The organism is Aquimarina ulvae, from assembly GCF_053613295.3.
This window is the reverse complement of record NZ_JBSIBP030000004.1, coordinates 154,686-175,107: the sequence shown is the minus strand read 5'-3', so window position 1 is coordinate 175,107 and position 20,422 is coordinate 154,686. Positions and strand designations below refer to the sequence as shown.

Annotated in this window: 11 protein-coding genes; 2 read left to right on the top strand and 9 right to left on the bottom strand. The window is 33.7% G+C overall.

Features of this window, described 5'->3' with window-relative positions; all coding sequences use genetic code 11:
* Nucleotides 1-25 precede the first annotated feature (25 nt).
* Nucleotides 26-1,309 carry a hypothetical protein gene (locus ACWGOQ_RS10500; protein ID WP_452058248.1) on the top strand — a complete coding sequence of 428 codons (1,284 nt, stop codon included), beginning with the start codon at nt 26-28 and terminating at the stop codon, nt 1,307-1,309.
* Nucleotides 1,310-1,717: 408 nt separating this feature from the next.
* Here the strand turns inward: ACWGOQ_RS10500 and ACWGOQ_RS10495 are convergent, their stop codons facing one another.
* The 3 genes from ACWGOQ_RS10495 to ACWGOQ_RS10485 all read right to left on the bottom strand — a co-directional run bounded on the left by ACWGOQ_RS10495 (nt 1,718) and on the right by ACWGOQ_RS10485 (nt 6,286).
* Nucleotides 1,718-2,587 carry a TolB family protein gene (locus ACWGOQ_RS10495; protein ID WP_452058249.1) on the bottom strand — a complete coding sequence of 290 codons (870 nt, stop codon included), beginning with the start codon at nt 2,585-2,587 and terminating at the stop codon, nt 1,718-1,720.
* A gap of 317 nt (nt 2,588-2,904) precedes the next feature.
* Nucleotides 2,905-4,026 (bottom strand): MFS transporter, encoded by a 1,122-nt coding sequence (locus ACWGOQ_RS10490; RefSeq protein ID WP_458202812.1) that lies wholly within the window; start codon nt 4,024-4,026, stop codon nt 2,905-2,907.
* A 55-nt stretch (nt 4,027-4,081) separates the two neighbouring features.
* Nucleotides 4,082-6,286, bottom strand: coding sequence for a bifunctional alpha,alpha-trehalose-phosphate synthase (UDP-forming)/trehalose-phosphatase (locus tag ACWGOQ_RS10485; RefSeq protein WP_452058250.1), 2,205 nt, complete (start codon nt 6,284-6,286; stop codon nt 4,082-4,084).
* Between the two features lie 92 nt (nt 6,287-6,378).
* Here ACWGOQ_RS10485 and ACWGOQ_RS10480 point away from each other — a divergent pair, with 92 nt between their 5' ends.
* Nucleotides 6,379-8,181, top strand: a complete 1,803-nt coding sequence (locus tag ACWGOQ_RS10480; protein ID WP_452058251.1) for a glycoside hydrolase family 15 protein — start codon at nt 6,379-6,381, stop codon at nt 8,179-8,181.
* A 138-nt stretch (nt 8,182-8,319) separates the two neighbouring features.
* On the opposite strand, the gene ACWGOQ_RS10475 is transcribed toward ACWGOQ_RS10480, so the two are convergent.
* From ACWGOQ_RS10475 to ACWGOQ_RS10450, 6 genes are all read right to left on the bottom strand, one after another.
* On the bottom strand, nt 8,320-9,639 hold the full coding sequence (locus ACWGOQ_RS10475) for a DUF4302 domain-containing protein (RefSeq protein ID WP_452058252.1): 1,320 nt from the start codon (nt 9,637-9,639) through the stop codon (nt 8,320-8,322).
* Between the two features lie 19 nt (nt 9,640-9,658).
* A complete protein-coding gene (locus tag ACWGOQ_RS10470; protein WP_378289024.1) occupies nt 9,659-10,585 on the bottom strand; it encodes a substrate import-associated zinc metallohydrolase lipoprotein in 927 nt (308 codons plus the stop codon).
* Nucleotides 10,586-10,593: 8 nt separating this feature from the next.
* Nucleotides 10,594-12,072, bottom strand: coding sequence for a RagB/SusD family nutrient uptake outer membrane protein (locus tag ACWGOQ_RS10465; protein ID WP_452058253.1), 1,479 nt, complete (start codon nt 12,070-12,072; stop codon nt 10,594-10,596).
* An 11-nt stretch (nt 12,073-12,083) separates the two neighbouring features.
* Nucleotides 12,084-15,533 carry a SusC/RagA family TonB-linked outer membrane protein gene (locus tag ACWGOQ_RS10460; protein WP_452058254.1) on the bottom strand — a complete coding sequence of 1,150 codons (3,450 nt, stop codon included), beginning with the start codon at nt 15,531-15,533 and terminating at the stop codon, nt 12,084-12,086.
* Nucleotides 15,534-16,077: 544 nt separating this feature from the next.
* Nucleotides 16,078-16,872, bottom strand: a complete 795-nt coding sequence (locus ACWGOQ_RS10455; RefSeq protein WP_452058255.1) for a sugar-binding protein — start codon at nt 16,870-16,872, stop codon at nt 16,078-16,080.
* A gap of 217 nt (nt 16,873-17,089) precedes the next feature.
* Nucleotides 17,090-19,372, bottom strand: a complete 2,283-nt coding sequence (locus ACWGOQ_RS10450; RefSeq protein WP_452058256.1) for a starch-binding protein — start codon at nt 19,370-19,372, stop codon at nt 17,090-17,092.
* Between the last annotated feature and the right edge of the window lie 1,050 nt (nt 19,373-20,422).

Genomic DNA, 20,422 nt, shown 5'->3' with positions numbered 1-20,422 from the left:
AGTAGTAACCTTAAACTAATTTTACATGAAACTTAAATTTCTATTTGTTGTAATCTTTAATCTCTTTTTGATTTTTTCTTGCAGTAAGGATGATGACGGAGGGACCAGTACTCCAACACTGAATGCTATAAATTTAACTTTTCCGGATTCGGGAGATGAGCTTGTACAAACCACACCCGAACTTACCTGGGATGCATATGATAGCGATCAACCAGTTAGCTATTCTATATATTTAGGTCCGAATCAGGATAACATATCGTTGGTGGTCTCAGGAATAGAAAGCGATACTCCGAGTTATACGCTAGATATTGCTAACTCATTAGAAACGGGAACTATGTATTATTGGCAAGTACAGGCAACTATAGATGGAGAAATTGTTGCAGAGAGTACGGTACAATCTTTTACAACGGAATTAATAAGTGCATTGATGCTCACAGATAATGCAAGTTATCCAAAAAGAATCAATGCTTCTGTAGCCTCTTTTAATAATAAACTTTGGATTATCGGTGGTGAAGATGCTACAGATACTCCACTTAATGATATTTGGTCAAGTAGCGATGGCATCAATTGGGTTAATGAAGGCACTTTTTCCTTTGGTACTATCAGGGGGCATAAATTGATGACATTTAATAACAAGCTTTGGTTGTATGGTGGTGTATTGGATGGATTTATATCATCTAAAATTTTCAGTTCAGAAGATGGGAGTACTTGGGTAGAAGAAAGTGAAACAATGCCTTTTATGCAGTATAACAATGTGAGTATGATTGTTTTTGAAGATAAATTATATAGAATCGCAGGGTACAACGCGGATGTAGATCCATCATCAGAAGAGCGTGCTACCTACAGCAGTGTTGATGGTATAAACTGGGTACTGGAAACCAATAATCATGGATTTATATCTAAGTATAGTTTTCGTGTTGCAGCTATCAATAATACCATGGTAGCAATAGAACCTTCTTCAAATATTGATGATACTTCTATTACTTTTTATAGTAGTTCAGATGGAATTATCTGGAATAACCAAACGACCTGGACGACTGCAGAGAGAGGGTATACTTCTGTTAAACCAGTTAAACTTGATGATACATTAATTCTCGTAACACCACCTCCAACAAATATTTCTAGTTTTTGTATTTTCTATGAGTCTGATAACGGAATTGATTGGAATCAAGCAACCTTACAAACAACACCTATATCCGCTAGGGACTATGATTTTGTTGAACTAAACGGAACATTGTATGCCGTGGGCGGAACTACAATTACTTCGCAAACCACGTCTGCAGACAATCAGGTTTGGATCCTTAATTAAATTTTTATGTCCGCATTTTTATAAGAGAGGTTCTGATCAATCCGTTTCAGAGCCTTTCTTTTATAGGGTTTGGATAGGTCATCAATACAGGTTTTTCTTAGCCCCTGTTAGTCCCTAAAGTATTACTGAGTTAGGGTGACCCAAGATCAATTGTATTGACAAAACTATTATTCCTAGTGGTTGGTTATTTTTCTTAACTCCTGAATTCCCTCTGTACCTTTATCCTTTCTAAAATACTCAAAAATTTAGTATGGGAGAGAAATCATCACTACATAATATATTTGCCTGTTCCTCCAATATTATACGATTTTCGATAAAACTGATTGTGAAAATACCGGAATCCAACTAAACATTAAAAAACTGAATTACATTGAAACGTTTCTCATATGTTTGTTTTGTGTGATGATTTTATTTGTTAGGTGTTTCAGTTACCAATGCCAATAAACTACCAATGGCGTTGGTAGTAATACGTGTAATTTTCTGGATGTTTTTATCGTTAAACGTATAAAAAACACTCCATTCGGTATCGGTTTTAGGATGAAACTTATAAATGATATTGTCTTTTGGCATGAGGATCGTTCCGTTAATTAGCCAGCACATATCTTCTGCTTGTGGGATGGTGTTAATTATTGTTATGGTTTCTCTGGTGATAGGATCTAATGATTTTATTTCCCATTGATCCTTTTCCTTACTGATGTAACTGATCAATTGAGAATTAGGGATTTTATGCAGCGATCTGCCCACTTTTTTCTGGAAGGTATAATTGCTTTGATCATTTAGATTAGAAACAACCAATGATAAGCCTCCATCTTCCAGAACTGATGAAACCAGTATGTCTTTGGTAAACCATGTATGATATCCTATTACAAGATCTTCGAACAATACTTTTGATTTTCCCGTATTATAATCGTATCGATATAAGAGTTGTTTTCCAGTGGTATCTAACCTAATAGCGGATACAGCTTTTTGATTAGGGATTTTAGAAGGAGAGTATTCGCTACCTTGCAGGGTGTTGGAAATCCAGTCTACTTTCTGGTCACGTATATTGTATTTGGCAATATCCGTCAGCCCATTTCTGGTAGCAGCAAAAAGTACAATGTTGTCATTATAAAAAGATGGTTGATTGTCGTAGCCCGGGTTATTCGAAATGTTTCTTTGATTGGATAATTGAAACAAATTTGCGCTTTTGGAGAGATCGAATAGATAAACTTCGGTTTCCGGTTGAGCAGACGCTATAAAAGCTTGAAAAAGTAATACAAGTATGACTTGTTTTTGCATATATTTTGTTTTCTAAAATACACTGAAATATTAAAGATTTTCTTAAGTATTTGTTAAGAGTTTTGAGAGTGGTAACCATCAACTTTCAAAACAGTTACAAGCCTGTATCTTTGAGATAAGTTTCAATAGGATGCATAATATTACAGCTTCACTAGATCATTACACTAGCGATTTGTATCGAAGTCAAATCCATTGAGTGAAGCCCAAAATGATCTTGTTAATTTTTAAAAATAAATAAGTAGGCACTGCGTTGCGCAAAAAACGATACCAAGAAATGTAATTGAAACGGATGTGAGTAGCAGCCTTATCAAGTTTACTTACTTTTTTCTGGAACTATAAAGCCCTATGATCGGGCCGATCGCTAGGCATACAAATAAATATACAGGATCTATTTTGTTTATTACATAAGAAAGCAACTGGATGCTTATAATAGTAATTGCAAATCCAATACAATTTACAATAGTGAGTCCTGTTCCTCTTAGTTCTGGTGGAGCTGCAGCTGCAACTAAGGTAGAAAATTGTGGAGAATCAGATATCACCACCATTCCCCAAATGCATAGTAACCCTAAGAATAATTCTGTCTGTAATTGAAATAAAAACGGAGAGGACAGGCAAAATAATCCAGAAATGATGAGCGAATATCGAGCAACTTTTCTACTTCCTGTTTGCAAAGAAATATAACCACCTAGTATACAAGAGAAAAACCCTACAGCGATAATAATAAATGACCAGAACGATATTGCAATTGTTATGTTATGCTGTTTTACGTAAGTTTTTAATACAATAGGAATAAATCCCCAAAAGGCATACAACTCCCACATATGACCAAAATAACCCATTGCCGCCTTTCTGAAACTGATAATTTCAAAAAGCTGTGTTATGACACCAAGTTGAAGTTTTGAAACAGGTTTTCTAAAGGGGCCATTCGGCACAAGTAAAAAAATCAACAAACCACCGATAACTGCAAGCAAACTAGTGGATTGAATCACTACTTTATAGTCACTATTCCATGAAAGTTCTTTTAATAAATGTGGTAGCGCGGTACCCAAAACCAACGCACCTACTAAATAACCTAACGCTTTTCCTAATCCATCTTTATAATAATCAGATGCTATTTTCATACCTACGGGATAGATACCCGCAAGGAAAAAACCAGTGCCAAAACGAGCCGTAAGTACATTTAGTACCGTAATATTAGGTATCAATAATGCGATGTTGCAAAGACCTCCCAGTATGGCGGATATCATAAAGACTTTGGAAGGAGGAAACCTATCTGCCAAGGTCAATAAGGCAAACGTTAGTGTACCAACGATAAATCCAAATTGAACCGTAGACAAAAGATATCCTAGAATATTAAATCCTACGGTAAATTGAGCTGCAAAATCATCAATAACAGCATTTCCTGCAAACCATAAAGAAGTACAGAAAAACTGTGCAATAATAATAACCGGAAGTATATAGAATTTATGTTTCAGAGAGCTCTGTTTGCAAATGTTAGTTAAATTCTTTTAATAATTCGTGTACTTGATCTGTACCTTCAACGTAGTATCTGGCTACTGTTTTCTTAAGACCAACCTTTACGGTAAAGGCAGTGTCAGGAAGTTCTCTAAACATATATTCATCTGTCCAATCATCTCCAATAGCAAATATAAAGTCATACTCTTTTTCTGTGAGCATTTTACAGGCAGATTTTCCTTTATTGATTCCACTTACTTTTATTTCCAAGACTTTATCACCTTCCAGTATTTCTAAATTATGATTAGCAATGAGATGTTGTATGGTAGTTTTTAACTCCATAGCTCTTAGCTTCCCTAAATCTGGATCTACATTTCTAAAATGCCAGGCCAATGAGTAATTTTTCTCTTCTATTAACGAACCCGGTGTTCTATCCGTAAAAGACTCTAATACTGGAGATATGGATTTAAACCAATCATTGTTTACCCGTTCTAACAGCTCCCAATCTTTGTTACTTTCTTTTAGCCAGGCACCATGTTCAGTAATCAGAGTGTAATCTTTATGACCAAACCATTTATTAAATGTAAATTTATCCCTTCCTGTTATTAAGATCACCTTAGTTTGGGTATCATTTTGTAACGCATCTAAAACATCAAATATTTTTTGCGTTGGTTTCGCATTTTCTGGAATTTTTTCGAAAGGAGCCAGAGTACCATCATAGTCGATGTAAAGAATTCTGTTTTGAGCTTTTCTAAAATCTGTTAGGATATCTTCTTTAACGGAAGAAGTTAATTTTTTTAGAGAATATCGCTTTGCGTTTGTTTTAGTTGCTTCTAGTGATTCCATAAAATCATTTGCCCATTTCTCTACATTATACCTTTTTAGTCGCTTTTGCAATGCTTTGTTTCTTTTTATTTGTTCCTCTTCAGGCATTTCTAACGCAAATTTTAGCGTATCTGCAATTTCTTCAAAGTTGTTAGGATTGATAATTAGTGCTTCACTCAGTTCATTAGATGCCCCAGTCATTTCACTTAAAATAAGTACTCCATCCTGATTTACTCGAGATGCGATATATTCCTTAGCAACTAGATTCATTCCATCACGTATTGGAGTTAATAAAGCGACCTCACTAGAGGTATATAAATCAATTAAATTTTCGAAAGGCATAGAACGATAAAAATACCAAATAGGCGTCCAGCTAACTTCAGAGAATTTTCCATTAATCCTTCCAACTAATTGATCAATTTCATTTTTTAACAACTGATATTGTGGTACGTTGGATCTGGATGGAACGGCTAACATCACCAACCTTGCCTTTCCTTTAAACTGTGGATATTTATCTAAGAAATATTCAAAGGCTCTTAATCTATTGGCAATACCTTTGGTATAATCCAATCGATCAATCGATAAGATTAGTTTTGCACGATCCCCACTAGCTAGATGCTCATCTATTTTTTGCTGTATTTCAGTCTGATCCTTTTTTTCTTTGGTATTATGAACTGTTGCGGCATTATGAAATTTTTCATAATCAATTCCCATTGGAAAAGAATCTACCTTAACAATTCTATTATCTTTATGTACATTGTTGAAGTTAATTTCTAACCCCAAAATTCTTTGAGCAGAACTTAAAAAGTGACGTTCGTAGTCATAGGTGTGAAAACCGATAAGATCAGCTCCTAATAACCCTTTTAACAGTTCTTCTCTACATGGGATAGTCCTAAATACCTCATATGATGGAAATGGGATATGTAAAAAGAATCCTATAGTTACATTGGGTTTCTTTTTGCGTATCATTTCTGGTAACAACAACAACTGATAATCGTGTACCCATATGGTATCTTCTTCGTCCAAGTTTTCAATAACTACATCGGCGAATTTTTGATTAACTTGTTGATAGGTCTCCCAGTTTTCCTTATCAAACTCAGTATATTCCATAAAGTAATGGAATAATGGCCATAAGGTATTGTTACTAAAACCATAATAAAAACCATCTATGTCTGATGCTGTTAACGGTACTCCTACACATTGATGTTTTTTTAATGCGTTTTTAACTAATTTTTCTTTTTTCTGGTCTAATTGTTCTTCAGTAAGACCGCTCCATCCTATCCAAATACTATCGCTTCCGGAGTGCACAGATTTCATTCCTGTTGCTAATCCTCCAACACTTGGTATTGTATTTATAGAATTATTATCAATTTCTAATTGTAAAGGCAGTCGATTTGAGATTATGATAGTTTTACTCATAAAGCGTGATGAAAGTTGGTTGACTAATTTTGAATGATTAAATTTCGGTTCTGTGAATAAAGGTACGTTTATTTAAAAGAATTTGGGAATATATGAACAATTTGGATTACGGAATTATTGGAAATTGTAAAAGTGCAGCGTTAATTTCAAAAAAAGGCGCAATTGATTGGTGTTGTTTGCCAAATTTTGATTCGTCCTCAGTTTTTGCAAAAATTCTTGATGATAAAAAAGGAGGATCTTTTGAAATTTTAGTCTCGGATGCTTATACCGTTTCTCAAAAATATATTCCAAAAACTAATATTTTGGTAACCGAATTTAGTAATGGAAATGATATTTTTGAAAGTATTGATTTTATGCCTCGATACCGAGAAGATGATGGCTCTTATTATGCTCCTTCTGATATTATTAGGTATATCAAACATATTTCTGGTGCGCCTTCTTTTCGTGTTAGATATAACCCGAAACTGGAATATGCAAAAGAGGAAACGTATTTTGTTACTTCGGATACCTATATAAAAAGTATCACAGATAAGGATAAGTATGATACCTTATATCTTTATTCCGACCTTGATTCTGAGGCTATCTTAAACGGAGAAGAAATTCAATTAACAGGTCATGCATATTTTGTCATTAGTTATCACGAAAAATTGCTAGAACAATCCTTAGAACGTAGTTATTTAAAACTACAACGCACTAGAGTTTATTGGTTGAACTGGAGTGAGAATACTACTTCGTACAAGATGTATAATGAGCAAATTTTGAGAAGCGCACTTGTACTTAAGTTATTAAGCTATGAAAAGTCAGGAGCTGTATTAGCCGCCGCGACTACTTCATTGCCAGAAACCATAGGAGAGGTTCGTAACTGGGATTATAGATTTTGTTGGATTAGAGATGCGTCCATGGTGATTAAAGTGGTTTCTGATTTAGGTCACAAAAGGTTGGCACAACGTTTTCTTCAGTTTATTATCGATATTATTCCTGACAAAGATGAGAAAATACAGATCATGTATGGAATCAATGGTGAAAGACAGCTAACAGAAAAAACATTGGATCACTTAGAAGGTTATAAAGGATCAAGCCCCGTACGTATTGGTAATGCAGCATATCATCAAAAACAAAATGATATTTATGGAATTTTGATGAATGTAATCTATCAGCAGTTCGTAAAGTTTGACTGTGACCTGGATAACAGCGAGAGTTTATGGACCATTAGCAAAAGTATTGTACATATTGTGAATGTTAATTGGGAAAAACCGGACAAAGGGATTTGGGAGTTTAGAACCGAAGAAAGGCATTTTACATTTTCAAAACTGTTATGTTGGGTTGCTGTAGACCGAGCCATAAAAATTGGAGAGCTAATCGGTAAAACTGATAACAATCCAAGATGGACAGAACTTAGAGATCGAATTTATAATGATATTTATAACAATGCTTGGAATGAGGAAGTAAAGGCATATACGCAATCTTATGGGTCTTCTGACCTTGACGCGTCTACTTTATTAATGGAATCGTATGGTTTTATTGACCCCAAAGATCCCAGATTTATAGGTACCGTAAAAGCAACCGAAAGAGAATTGTGTAATGACGGACTGCTGTATCGTTACAAAAACAAAGATGATTTTGGATTACCTTCTTCTTCTTTTACAATATGCAGTTTCTGGTTTATCAATAGTCTTTATAAAATAGGTGAAAAGGAAAAAGCCAAAAGAATGTTCGATCAGCTATTATCATACAGCAATCATTTAGGATTGTTTAGTGAGGATATCGATTTTAAATCAAAAAGATTATTGGGTAATTTTCCGCAGGCATATTCTCATTTAGCGCTTATAGAAACAGCTGTCAATTTTTCCGGGGGTGTAACTAAGGAGGAAGAGCTTATGGATACCATAGCGTAGTGATATGTGATAAATTATATTGATTTTGATATGGGTAGCTATTAATAAACCATTATAATCACAATTAAAACAAAAAATAAAATCTTTGGGAATTGTTATTCCCAAAGATTTTAAAAAATAGGCTAACTCTCGTTTTTACTATATTCCGTAAACAGAGAAATTAAGATTTGGTGCAGCTACACTTGTGAATTTATAAGATGGATTGGCACTAAACTGACTTTCATTTGTTTGTGTCATGTAAAATCCATCGGCGCTAAATAACAAGGCGAATATATTAATAAGACCATCCGGGTCTCCAAAGAATTCAGAAAATGTAAAAACTACTCTCTCATTTGCTATAACTTCTCTGGTGAATGTAGCAAAGTTGAAACTTCCATCATTCATGTTAAAAATAAAATATGATTGATTAGAAAAGAAAGGATCATCAAGAACCATATCCACTCTATACAGGTCACTTACCTTAGCTAGGTTTATAAAATTCTCTGAAGTTTGACTAAGAAAAGTACTTCCAAAAGATTCATCAAAGTAAGAGTAGGTTGAAAAATCCACTCCAAAAGAATTTACATCAGCAGAAGCAAGTTCAGGGATGATTTCGGTAGCTACAGGAGCTAAGTCATATCCGATTATGGTAGTCACACCGCTATCTGTAGAGGTATAAGTGCCAAAGTCTTGGTCATATACAAATGTAGTAATGCTTAAATCTCCAAGAGTTAATGGTTGTAAAAAACGAAATCCTTCATCGGTTACCGCAATAGGTAAAGTTTCTGTAGAAATAGATCCGGTTGCCGCATCAAAATTGGTAACACCTGCAGTTCTTTCTAAATCATCAAAATAGGTAAAGGTTCTATTATACAATATCTCATTAGCTTCATTTAATACAACTAAATTTCTAATAAATCTAAAAGTATTATTCTCATCTTCTAATTGTGAATAGAAATCTCTTAAATTTTCAATGATCTCCTGATCTTGTGCAGATGCTTTTTCGAAAATTATTTCTGTTGGGTCAGAAATATCTGTTTTACTTCTAAAAATAATCTGATTATCACTAACTTCTTCAAATATAAACTCAAATTCAGCACCAAGACTAAAGTTTTGAGCTTCGAATAAAGCGTGGAACGTAGTATAATTTTCGAATACTAATTCAGGGAATTGGCTAATTCCCACTCTAAAGGTTGTTTCTAAATCATTTTGACCACCTAATACATCTGAAACAATATCTACTGTGTTATCTTCATTAAAATTTAAATAAATATTATTTCCTCCAAAATTGCTTCCTGGCTGGTATACGGTTTTCCATCCAAATTCTGAATTAATTAAAGTCTCGCGATAAGATTCCAATAATAGATTTACTCTTGTGTCAGAATCCTGTTCGAATAAGGGTTGAACATCATCATCACTACACGCAAAAACTGCTAATAGTAAAAACAATAATGAACTAATTTTTATATTTCGTAACATATTATTATGTTTTGTATTATTAATTAAGGGTATTTAAAAATTCGTCTCTCACTATTAATAAATCAATACCAACATCTTCCTTCATGTATCGTAAAACAGCGTTATATTTCTCTTGAATTCTTTGACGTCCAATATTTCTTTGAAAACAAGCTTCATCTCCACCAGCACAACTTTCAAGAGTTAAATATGTGTTTTCAAATTCAACCGGATCCGTAGTAATTATTCTGGCAACAATCTCTGCAAAGTCTTCAGCTACCGAAGAAGTACCGTAAGGTGTAACCATACCACGTGAAATAGCATTGTTTATGGATTGAGTACTGTTTTCACTTCCGGAAATCAAGGTTGTCCAAGTACCTGGAGAAGTGTAATCTTCTCCTGAGATTTCATAGAATGATTCTACATCAAAATTGAAATTTTGATCAATAATGTGAGCAAATTCGTGGTGTAATGTCCTAAATGATTGTATAATCCATTCATTGTTATCAGGGCTATAATCATTAACCTGAGTTAAAGTCACTCGTACCCCGGCATCTGCAGTACCTAAAGTAATAGTACCGTCGCCATTATAGAGAGGAGATCCTAAAAATACAATCTCTGCCGGAAAATATCTCTTCAAAAATTCTTCTCCTTGATCAGATCCCATATTGTAAGGCTCTATCCAGGCTTGTTTTATTAATTCTGCTACAGGTTGTACTACATCTCTCCTTGGAGGAACTGCGGTTCTGTTTGGGTCTATATAGCGATCTACAAACTTGTAAATAATAACACTTCCGTAAGGGTCTCTAAATTCCTCTTTTAAATAAATATCCAAAGGGTCTGTAGACTCTTGTTCTTGTTCAAAAATACTTTCGGCAGTAATGCTTTTTTCTCTTTCACAACTAATGAGTGTAATACTTAACAAAGAGATTGTAAAAAGCTTTTTTATAAAATTATTTGTTTTCTTCATGTCTAATATTATCTAGGATTAGGTGCGATTCCAAAATCTATTGCACTATCTGGGATTTGAATTGCTTTTCTTAAATCATCTGTAGAAAGCTCTAAGGTCTCTCCTCCAAAATTTTCAGGAAGTCTATGTGATACAGAAAGATTAAATCTTTTTATGTCAAACCAACGAAGACCGTGATCCCAAAATTCTTTTTTTCTTTCGTCCAAAATTAATTGTTCAATGGCATCAATTGCATCAGTGGCATTGTAATAAGTGATTATCTGATTGATATCGTTATATTCTTGATTGTTATATCTCAATCTTGCAAGCACATTGATGTCTGATAAAGCATCGTCTTGCGCTCCAGTAAATAATAATGCTTCTGCACGGTTTAGTAAAACCTCTTCACCTTTTAATTCTATAGAAACGTGATATGGTAATCCAGAGTTAGAACTTAAGTTTTCTCTGAAAAAATATTCTCTTAATCTAGCCGTGTATCTTGCGTCTGTTCCCACATTCCAAATACCTGTTGAAGTTCTTTGATCAAAAGCATTTAATGGATTGTTAAATAATACACTTAAATCAGTGATGTTAAGTCTAAAACCTGTTCCTACTCTTTGATGATTACTGAATTTTTGCATTACTAATACGTTGCTGTCATCAGTTGTTTCATTGTATTTATCTGCAATGTCATTGTATGTTGATCCTTGCAGTTCATCATAATTTTTTACATACAACTCTGGATTTCCATCAAAGAAAAGGTCACTATATTTAATACAATTTACATAATCTCTCTTCCATAGATAAAAACGTGAGGCAAAAGCTAATCCTGCTTTTTTTGTAAAATGATATTTTTTTGATCCAGAGAAAAACTGATCGTTTATTAGGGATAATCCTTCCAAAAGATCTTTTTCTACGAAATCATATACTTCTTGTACCGTGTTTCTTTCATAGGTAGGAAGAAAACGGGTTTCCGGCTGAAGCACATAAGGTATACCCAAATTTGTGGAAGCGTTTTGATCATAATGTAAAGCAAATACATTAACCAACATAAAGTGGCTATAAGCTCTTGATAATAATGCTTCTCCTTTAATTGCGTTTTTAAAATCAGTACTTCCAGGTAAATCATCGATCACAGCAAGCACCTCATTCGTTTGAGCAATAGCTTCGTAGGATCTGTCCCAGAAATAAGTAGGAGTATCCTGCGAGATTCCGTCAACGTCTTGCCAAGAATATAATTGAAGTGAATTTTGATCGATAAAATTACCTCCGGCATTGGCTATGACACCACCATTTTCTAATCCGGTTGGACCAGCTAAATCTGTGTACATATCTGTAAAGGCGTAACTACCTTGTGAATAAGAATCAGCAACTACTTTTGCTGCTTTTTCTGCAGTGTCGAGTTCTAATCGGTCATCTGGTAATTCATCTAAATAGTCATCACACGATGTGAATGACAAAATAAATGAAACCAGTAGTATATATGGTGTTAATTTATATTTATTCATTTTTTTAATTTTTAGAAACCAACGTTAAGTGAAAATGTAAATGATCTAGCTATCGGTAGTGCTGTTCCTCCCGAATTGAAGAATTCTGGATCCTGACCATTAAGTGCTTTATCAGAATAAATAAGGAATAAATTCTCTCCCTGAATTCTAAATTGCGCAGATTCAATTCCTAAGCCTTCTATATAGCTTTTAGGAACATCTAATCCTAATGCCATAGATCTCATTCTAGCATACGTACCATCGGCAACTCTTGCGTCACTAATATTGTATAGATCATAGGCATTATCAGCACCAAGTTGATTTTGTATCGTTCTATCGCTTAAGATAGCAGGTATATTGGTTGTGTTTTCATCTCCTGGAAGTCTCCATCGGTTAACCAAATCACCAGATAAAGAGTTGAAATCAGTATAAGAAGGGCCAAAATTACTATTAAGGCGGATTTTATAATCAAATTTAAAGGTGATATTAGCACTTAATGTAAGATTTTTATACTTGAAAGTGTTATTAAAACCACCTGCTCCTCTTGGTTGTGTAGGGCCTTCATACTTTAAAATCTGTTCTAGATTTTCTCTTTCCTGAAGATTGATATTTGTTACTATGTTATTATTTTCATCAAAAAATGTTGGAATACCAAACTCATTTAATCCCGCGAACCTGGTTGAATAAAGAGCAGATATCTCTCTTCCGGAATATGGAGCTCCTGAAGGCTGCGTTAACTGAACTAAAGTTGGATCAAAAAGTAGTTCTGTTATTTGCTCCGTATTGTACCCAACGTTAATATTTGTATTCCATTGGAAATTGGATGTTTTGAAGTTCACTGTAGAAATTCCAAATTCATAACCTTCGGTCTTAAGATCTGCATAATTTCCACTCTGGAACGCCTGTCCACCAACACCACTGGTTTTTACTATCCCAATCAAGTCAAATGAATTTCTATTGTAATATCCAATTTCTCCGCTAAGTCGATTATCGAAAAATGAAAATTCTAATCCTGTACTAAATTCTTTCAGCTTCTCAAACGTTAAATCGTCATTTGCCAATGAATTAATAGCGATTACAGTTTCTTGATCGGTTGGTCTTAAAGGAACTCTACTACGCAAGTCCAATGTCGCACTGGTTAATGGTCCTCTTCCTCCAGAAAGTCCATAAGTAGCTTTTAATCTTAACTGATTAATCCAGTCAGCTGTAATGAAATTTTCTTTATGAATATTCCAAGCACCACTTACATTATAACTTGTAAGATATCTTGATTTTGAACTAGTTCCCTGTAAATTAGATCCGTCGTAACGTAGGGTACCGTTTAAGATGTATTTGTTTTTTAGGGTGTATCCCGCATTTGCAAAGAATCCAACAAATCGGTCTCTTAGATTACTTATTCCAAAATATTGATCATTCTGATTAGTTAATTGATCAATAGCGTCAGGATCTGTATTTACGATATATCCATTATCATAAGAAATACCAATACCTGTATACTCTCTGGAATTTCTTGTAGAAGATTTTATTTCCTGTCCCAGAAGAAAAGTAAATTGATTGTCATAATTAATTTCCGGGTTCCAAGAAATCGAATTTCTTATGTAGAAATAGTTTAATACATCTTCGTTATAAATATTCAACCCTCCTTCAGGTAGAATAGAATATGGAGGTCTTGTAGGATTGTCCGGATCTTGATATAAGAAAGGATTAATATCTACTAAAACACCTTCGTCTGCTCTAAATGCTTCTGCTTGATTAGAATTATCTCCAATTACGTGCTCTCTTCTGGTGATAGCTTGTCTGTAATTTACAATAGAATTGAAGGTTAAATTATCCTTTATCTTATAATCTAAGTCAAGTTGTGCAGATATATCTGCTACATCAATATTAATTCGATTATTATTTAATTCGTTTATAATATTGAAGGGAGCATAGTTTTTTCTAAAATACTCTAAATTACCATTTTCGTCATAAGGAGTAACACTACGACTGTTTGTAAGCGAGTAATTGTACGGATTAATGTCAAACTCACGATTATACTCACCGGTAATTGGATTAAAAGTTCTGTTGTTCGTTCCAGGAACAACTTGATCTCTAATACTAAGTGCTAAGGTTGTACCTAAGGTTACTTTTTCTGAAACCTTGAAAGTATTTCTTAATCTCGTTGTCAATCTTTCTGCTTGATCCCCGATCGTAACACCTTCATCCTTTAAATATCCTAAAGAAAATAGATATGTAGCATTATCAGACCCTCCGGATAAACTTACCGAATGATTCTGAACCGTAGTTATGTCAGAAAAAAGTACTTTGAACCAGTCTGTATTAGCGGTTTGGTATCTTCTAAAAAAATCATCAGATAATTGTCCATTAGCTCCAATTTCTACATCATTCGTTCCTCTAAGATTAAAATAACTTCCTAAAACCCCATAAGATTCAGCAAATTGTGCTGTAGTAAGATCAATTAAATTTTTATCTACTAATTCTGCGTAAACAGATAATTCTTGTTGTGAGTTTAAGACGTTAAACTGCTCATATCTTGGTCTTAATCTATAAGAGAAGTTACCTGAGTAGTTTATTTTTAAGGCGCCATTTTTACCTTTTTTCGTAGTAATAACGATCACACCGTTTTTTGCTCTTGCACCATATAAAGCAGTTGCAGAGGCATCTTTCAGGATAGAAAATGATTCTATGTCATCCGGATTTAATCCAGCTATCGAAGATCCAATTACAGAACTAATATCTCCTGATCCTAACTCGTTTTGAGATAATTCTACATTATCTTCTAAAATAACTCCATCAACAACCCAAATAGGATTGTTATTTCCGTTTAAAGAAGTGTTACCACGAATTCTAATACGAGGAGAAGCTCCAAAAGTTCCTGATAAATTATCAACAACTACTCCGGCATCTCTACCTTCTAAAAGTCTAGATGCGTCTCTTGCTCCATCGATTTTGATATCCTCAGCGTTTAGTCTGGTTGCAACGCCAGCAAATAACTTTTTATAGCTTTTTCTATATCCATCAGTGATAATTACTTCATCCAGTGACTCGACAGCTGATTCCATCTGAATAAAAAATTCTTTTTTATCTCCTGTTAAAAGTATTTCCTGATCCAAGAATCCTAAACTCTGAATTTTAATAGTTTCTCCTTTAGAAACAGAAATGGTGAAATTTCCATCAAAATCTGTAATCACTCCGCGTTGGGTGCCAACAACCGAAACTGTAGCTCCGGGAAGAGGCATGCCTCTATCATCCGTGATTTGTCCTTTAATTTCAAATTTTCCCTGGAATAGAAATATTTCAGCAGTGCTAAAAGAGTTTTTAGCGGTTAATGAAAATCGTTCTGAATTGTTCATTTCAGTAATACGACTTTCTCCCTTAATTACATTTAGACAACATAAGATAAAAATAGCAGTGAGTAAAGGCTTGCTATATTTTATGCTTAGATTAATTCCAAAATGAAACTTGAGTAGTTTTTTTTCCATAAGCTTTGTTAAGTTTTAAAAATACATTTAGAAATTGGGTGTGCGTAAAAAACTACAATTAATATTTAGAGTTTTATTAGTAATTTTTTAACGCGGTTGCGAATTTAGTATATTTTATCAATATTTTAGAGTTTTTTACATATTAAATTTACTGGAAAACCGTAATTAAGAATTGTTTGATTGTTTTAATGACGCAATAAATCCTTTGAATGTGTTGTTGATAAACGGTTATTTGTGTTTTTTTAACGAGTATGGTTAAAACCGGTTTATTACATAAATTTTGATCTTTTATCGTTGTAATAAGTTAGAGGCCTGTTGATTTAGTATTAAACGGGAGGGATTTCATTGCTAAAAAAGATCAATAACAATTGATTGTTTTTACTTTTAAAAAGGTAAATCAGATCTGATTTGGAGAAGTATCTTAGAGAAGTGTTTTATTAATAACCAGTCCAAAATAATCTATTTCTATTATTTGGGACTGGTTATTAATAAGATTTAGAAGAAGGTAGGTTGGAAAAAGTATTTTAGGTGTTTTTAGAATTTTTTACTCCACAAGAACTATAGTCCCAAAGATATTAGCATTGATCCAGCCTTGATTTTTATCCTCTCCAGGAACAAAAACAGAACCCATAAAGTTCTCTCTTTCTTTACTACTGTCATTGTCATTGTACGCAATAGCAAACCCTAGTTTTTGGTCTTTAGATAAAACTACCGGATCATTTGTCTTTCCTTCTTCATAAGTATCATCGTAGACGATTAATTCAAATTCCCAGACGGTAACATCTCCATCAGTTATACGTTTTGTTGTAACATGGTTATTATAGAGAACAGGTTTTTTTTTTGAATCCAGATCTACAACATTACCATCAAGCGCAATGTGGTATGCAAAGGCATTATTGCTGTATTGATGCTCACCGCCTGAGTTATCAGCATCTATAAATATCTCTACACAATCATCATCCCACCAGAGTTTCAATGGATCGCTGTGTTGATCAAATAATATATCATCTTTAATTTCTACCAAAATATAAATAGCTTCAGAGGTCCAGGTCATTTTGTATCTGCCCAAAAAGTCCTTAAAATCAGGAAACTCTCCAATCCAATTTTGATCCATAGGATACCATTTTGTTTGACTCCAAATAGGATCGTCCATATTTCCATCTACATTTGGTGCTATTTCTGCCTTTTTTATTTTTCGAATTTGATGATCTTTTTTTTCTTGTTTTGAGGAAAATGTTTTTTCATTTAATGTTGCTACTGCTTTTTCTGAATTATTTCTACGTTCATTTTTGCAACCTATCATTATGGTTAAAACAAATATTATAGCTAATTTTTTCACAAGATTGATATTTTAAATTTAGTTTTAAAAAAGGAATGGAAAGATATTAAAAACTACCACTATTTTTACTGTAATATGGTAAAGTTAAGATTTTGTAAAGTTAAAGTGGGGGGTATTATATCAGTTAGAAAAGAAAAAAGCGGTCGTCATGGGGTGAACGACCGCTTTTTGATAATACACCTTTTAAAGTGTATTCGTGGCTATGGGGACAAAAAAATTATTGTCTAACAATTTTTAAACTCGTTAATTTGGTTCCGTTTAGTCTTATCGTACAAAAATATATACCAGATTGACCTAGATCTTTTGCTCTGAGTTCTATGGTTTGATTACCTGCTTGGGTATTCTGGGTGTATAGCATTTTGGTTTGGCCAAGCATATTAGAAACAGATACTTCTAAAATACCATTTTTAGAGGTATTTATACTCAGGGTTCCGTTATCCTGGATTGGATTAGGCCAAATAGAAACACTAGTTTCTGACACTGGAGAATTTTCCTTATCAGCACTATCAGCAAATTCCATTGCTCTATTAGAAGGACAATTATTAGTGCAATTGTTGGACCAGATTCCTGTTCTTTTTCCATTACTAATACCTGTAACTCTGAACCATCCATCAGTTCCTCTTGTGAGATCAACAGTTTGTTGTCCATTTCCATTATTAAATACGACACCAACATCATTTGAAGAAACACCAGTAGGTAATGTAAATGTTTTTCTACACCAAGAAGTTCCACTAAGGTTGTTCATTATTGTACCAGGCCAACCAGCAGTGCCAGAAAGTGTTTGATTCGTCGATTTATTATATAGATATATATTGGTGTTAGAACCCCATCCACCTGGTTTTTGGAAGTTTAGTGTTACATCATCAGATGATCCGGATCCAGTACAATTGCTTGGACATGTATTGCTCCAAGTACTACCGCGATACCATCCATTAGTACTTCTGGATAGATCATCAGTTTGATTGTTTCCATCATTAAAAATAACTCTAAGGTTATTTGCAGAAACACCTGTCGGTGGAGTTATTGTAAACGAATACCAGTCTGTTCCTGAAATATTGGTCATGTCGTTACCTGGCCATCCACTGGTTCCAGGTAATGTTGTGTTCGCTCCGGCGTCAAACACATATGCATTAACATTTGCTCCCCAACCAGCTGGTTTGAAAAAGTTCACTGTATATGGAGGTACCGTTTCCCCACCGCCAGTTGTTCCTCCTTGTGTCCATACAGCGTAATCAGTACCTGAAGTTTGTAATGTCCAACCACTACCATTTGGAGACCAGTTACCTGATCCTAATTTCATTGCAAGTGTTCCTGACTTTCCATCGATATAAGCAGCATATAAATCTCCACGAGCTTCATCAATACTTATATTCGAGCCTGAATGGACTCTTACGCTTTTTCTTGCCGAAATAAGATCTTTGATAGCATTACGAACTCCAGTTCCTCCATCAAAAAAGTGTGTCCAGAATACCATAGGATTTCCTGGATGTGTTAGAATATAAGCATATCCTTTTCTAAGATTGGTTTCTCCACCAGGGAATACATAATTAGACCCACAACATTGTTGTGCAAATCCGGTATCGTGATTGTCCAAAAAAGTAACAGATTTAGAAGGATTAATACCGATCATACCAGCAGGTCTTCCTTGACCATCTCTCAAATATGATAAATTATTATCTCTAATTGCATTTTGAAGACTTACTTTGGTATTAAAATCAAAGGCAGAAGAGGATTGTTGCGTTCTGTTTACAAAGTTATTCGTCTGAACCCTGCTACTTTCTAATAGTTCACCAACAGCAAAATACGGATTGGTAGCATCGTTGTATTCTTTGTTGTAAATAGGGTCGTATCCATGAACAAAATCATATCTCCAACCATCAAAACCAAGGTCATTTTGTAATTTTTTCATCCACTTGATGATTTCTGCTCTGACCTCTGGATTTTTATGGTCTATATCTCTAGCTGCTGCAAAACCGCCACTAGAGCCATCTGATTTAAGGTCAAAACCTGGAACAAAGTCACTATTTATACTAAACTCTACCGGACCATTTACAAAATTTCTACCTTCATCATCGGCAGCTATATAAAAAGTTGGCCAGGCTGGATTCGTGAATGTAACTGCATCGTTGGTACCGACTCTATGATTAATGACAATATCACTAATCACTTTTAAACCTAAACTATGGTATTGATTGATTAAGGTTATTAGCTGATTAGTAGTGCCATAAGCACTATCAAAATTGTTAATTTCTCTTGGTAAATATCCTTGTGGTGCCGCAGAATTACTCGGAGGTGGCATCCATATTAGATCAATTCCTGCATCGCTGATAGTGTTTCTGGCATTAGAAACAACATTATACCAAGTCTGACCAGCTGGCTGATTTTGAACATTCCAGTCAAATGCCTGAAACATTACGTCTTCATCTTGTGCCTGCAATCCAATAAAAGGCAAACAAAATAAAAGACTTACTAAGGTTCGTACAAAGTTTTTTCTTTTCATTTTTTCATTTTTTATGTTCCGTGTGGAACAATAGTTTGTAATAAGTGAGTTATTGTTTTCTCTCAAATTTTCGTTGTGAGAGAGTACTAATCCAAAGAAAATAACTTTAGAAAGTCGTGTAAGAATGTGAAGCAAGATTTTCTTTTAAATCTAATTTGAAAACTAGCTTTTTATCGTAGATCTAAGAAAGGTACTAGGTTGAGCACTATCTCATTACAATGATATTATTTATGACGACTATTAAAAAAGTAATTTTTTCGGAATTTAGATTTTGACAATTAATCTTTGTTTTGCTGTCCAACATTTTAAAGAATAATTGAATCTAATTACAGTAGCTTAAAAAAAATTGAATTTTTCGGAGAAGGGTAAATGATTTCATAATTCATAATTTTTAGTTTATAAAAATGTTTCTTGTGTTAAATTTTCACTAAGTTATTACGAATTATTCAATTTTAAGGTTTCGAAATGTCACTACAACGTTTTCGTGTTGATAAATTCTAATTATTCTACATAATATATTGAAAAACAAGGTTTAATTAACAGTTGTTTATTGTATTTAAACGAATTTTAAGATATTTTGAAAACTATTTTCAACGTATAAAGCAATGATATAGGAATATGTTTTTTCAATGATTTTACGAAATATTTAATAGTACTATAGTTACCCAAGGCAATATCATGAGGATGATGTTATGCTTCTAGAATGCTAAAAATTTAATAATTTCATTATGTTGGTCATTTGCCCTTCTCCGAAAACTTCTTTTTTAATTCCTGTGGTTGCGTAAATTACTTATTATAAGGGCGTTTTAGTAAAATAGGACTTGGTATAATTATTTTTAATTTATACCTTCAATATGGGTGACGTAGTAAATAACAAAGGCTAATTTTTTATGTTATAATTACTAGTTTAATACGATTGGTGATTAAAAAATTTGTATAAATTCATAGAATTATTTTTTCTTTATGAAAGGCAAAAAATCAAGCATAGCCATAGCTACGGTTTATTTTTTAAAAGAAGCAGAAAGGAAAAAGAAACCATGCATATGCGAA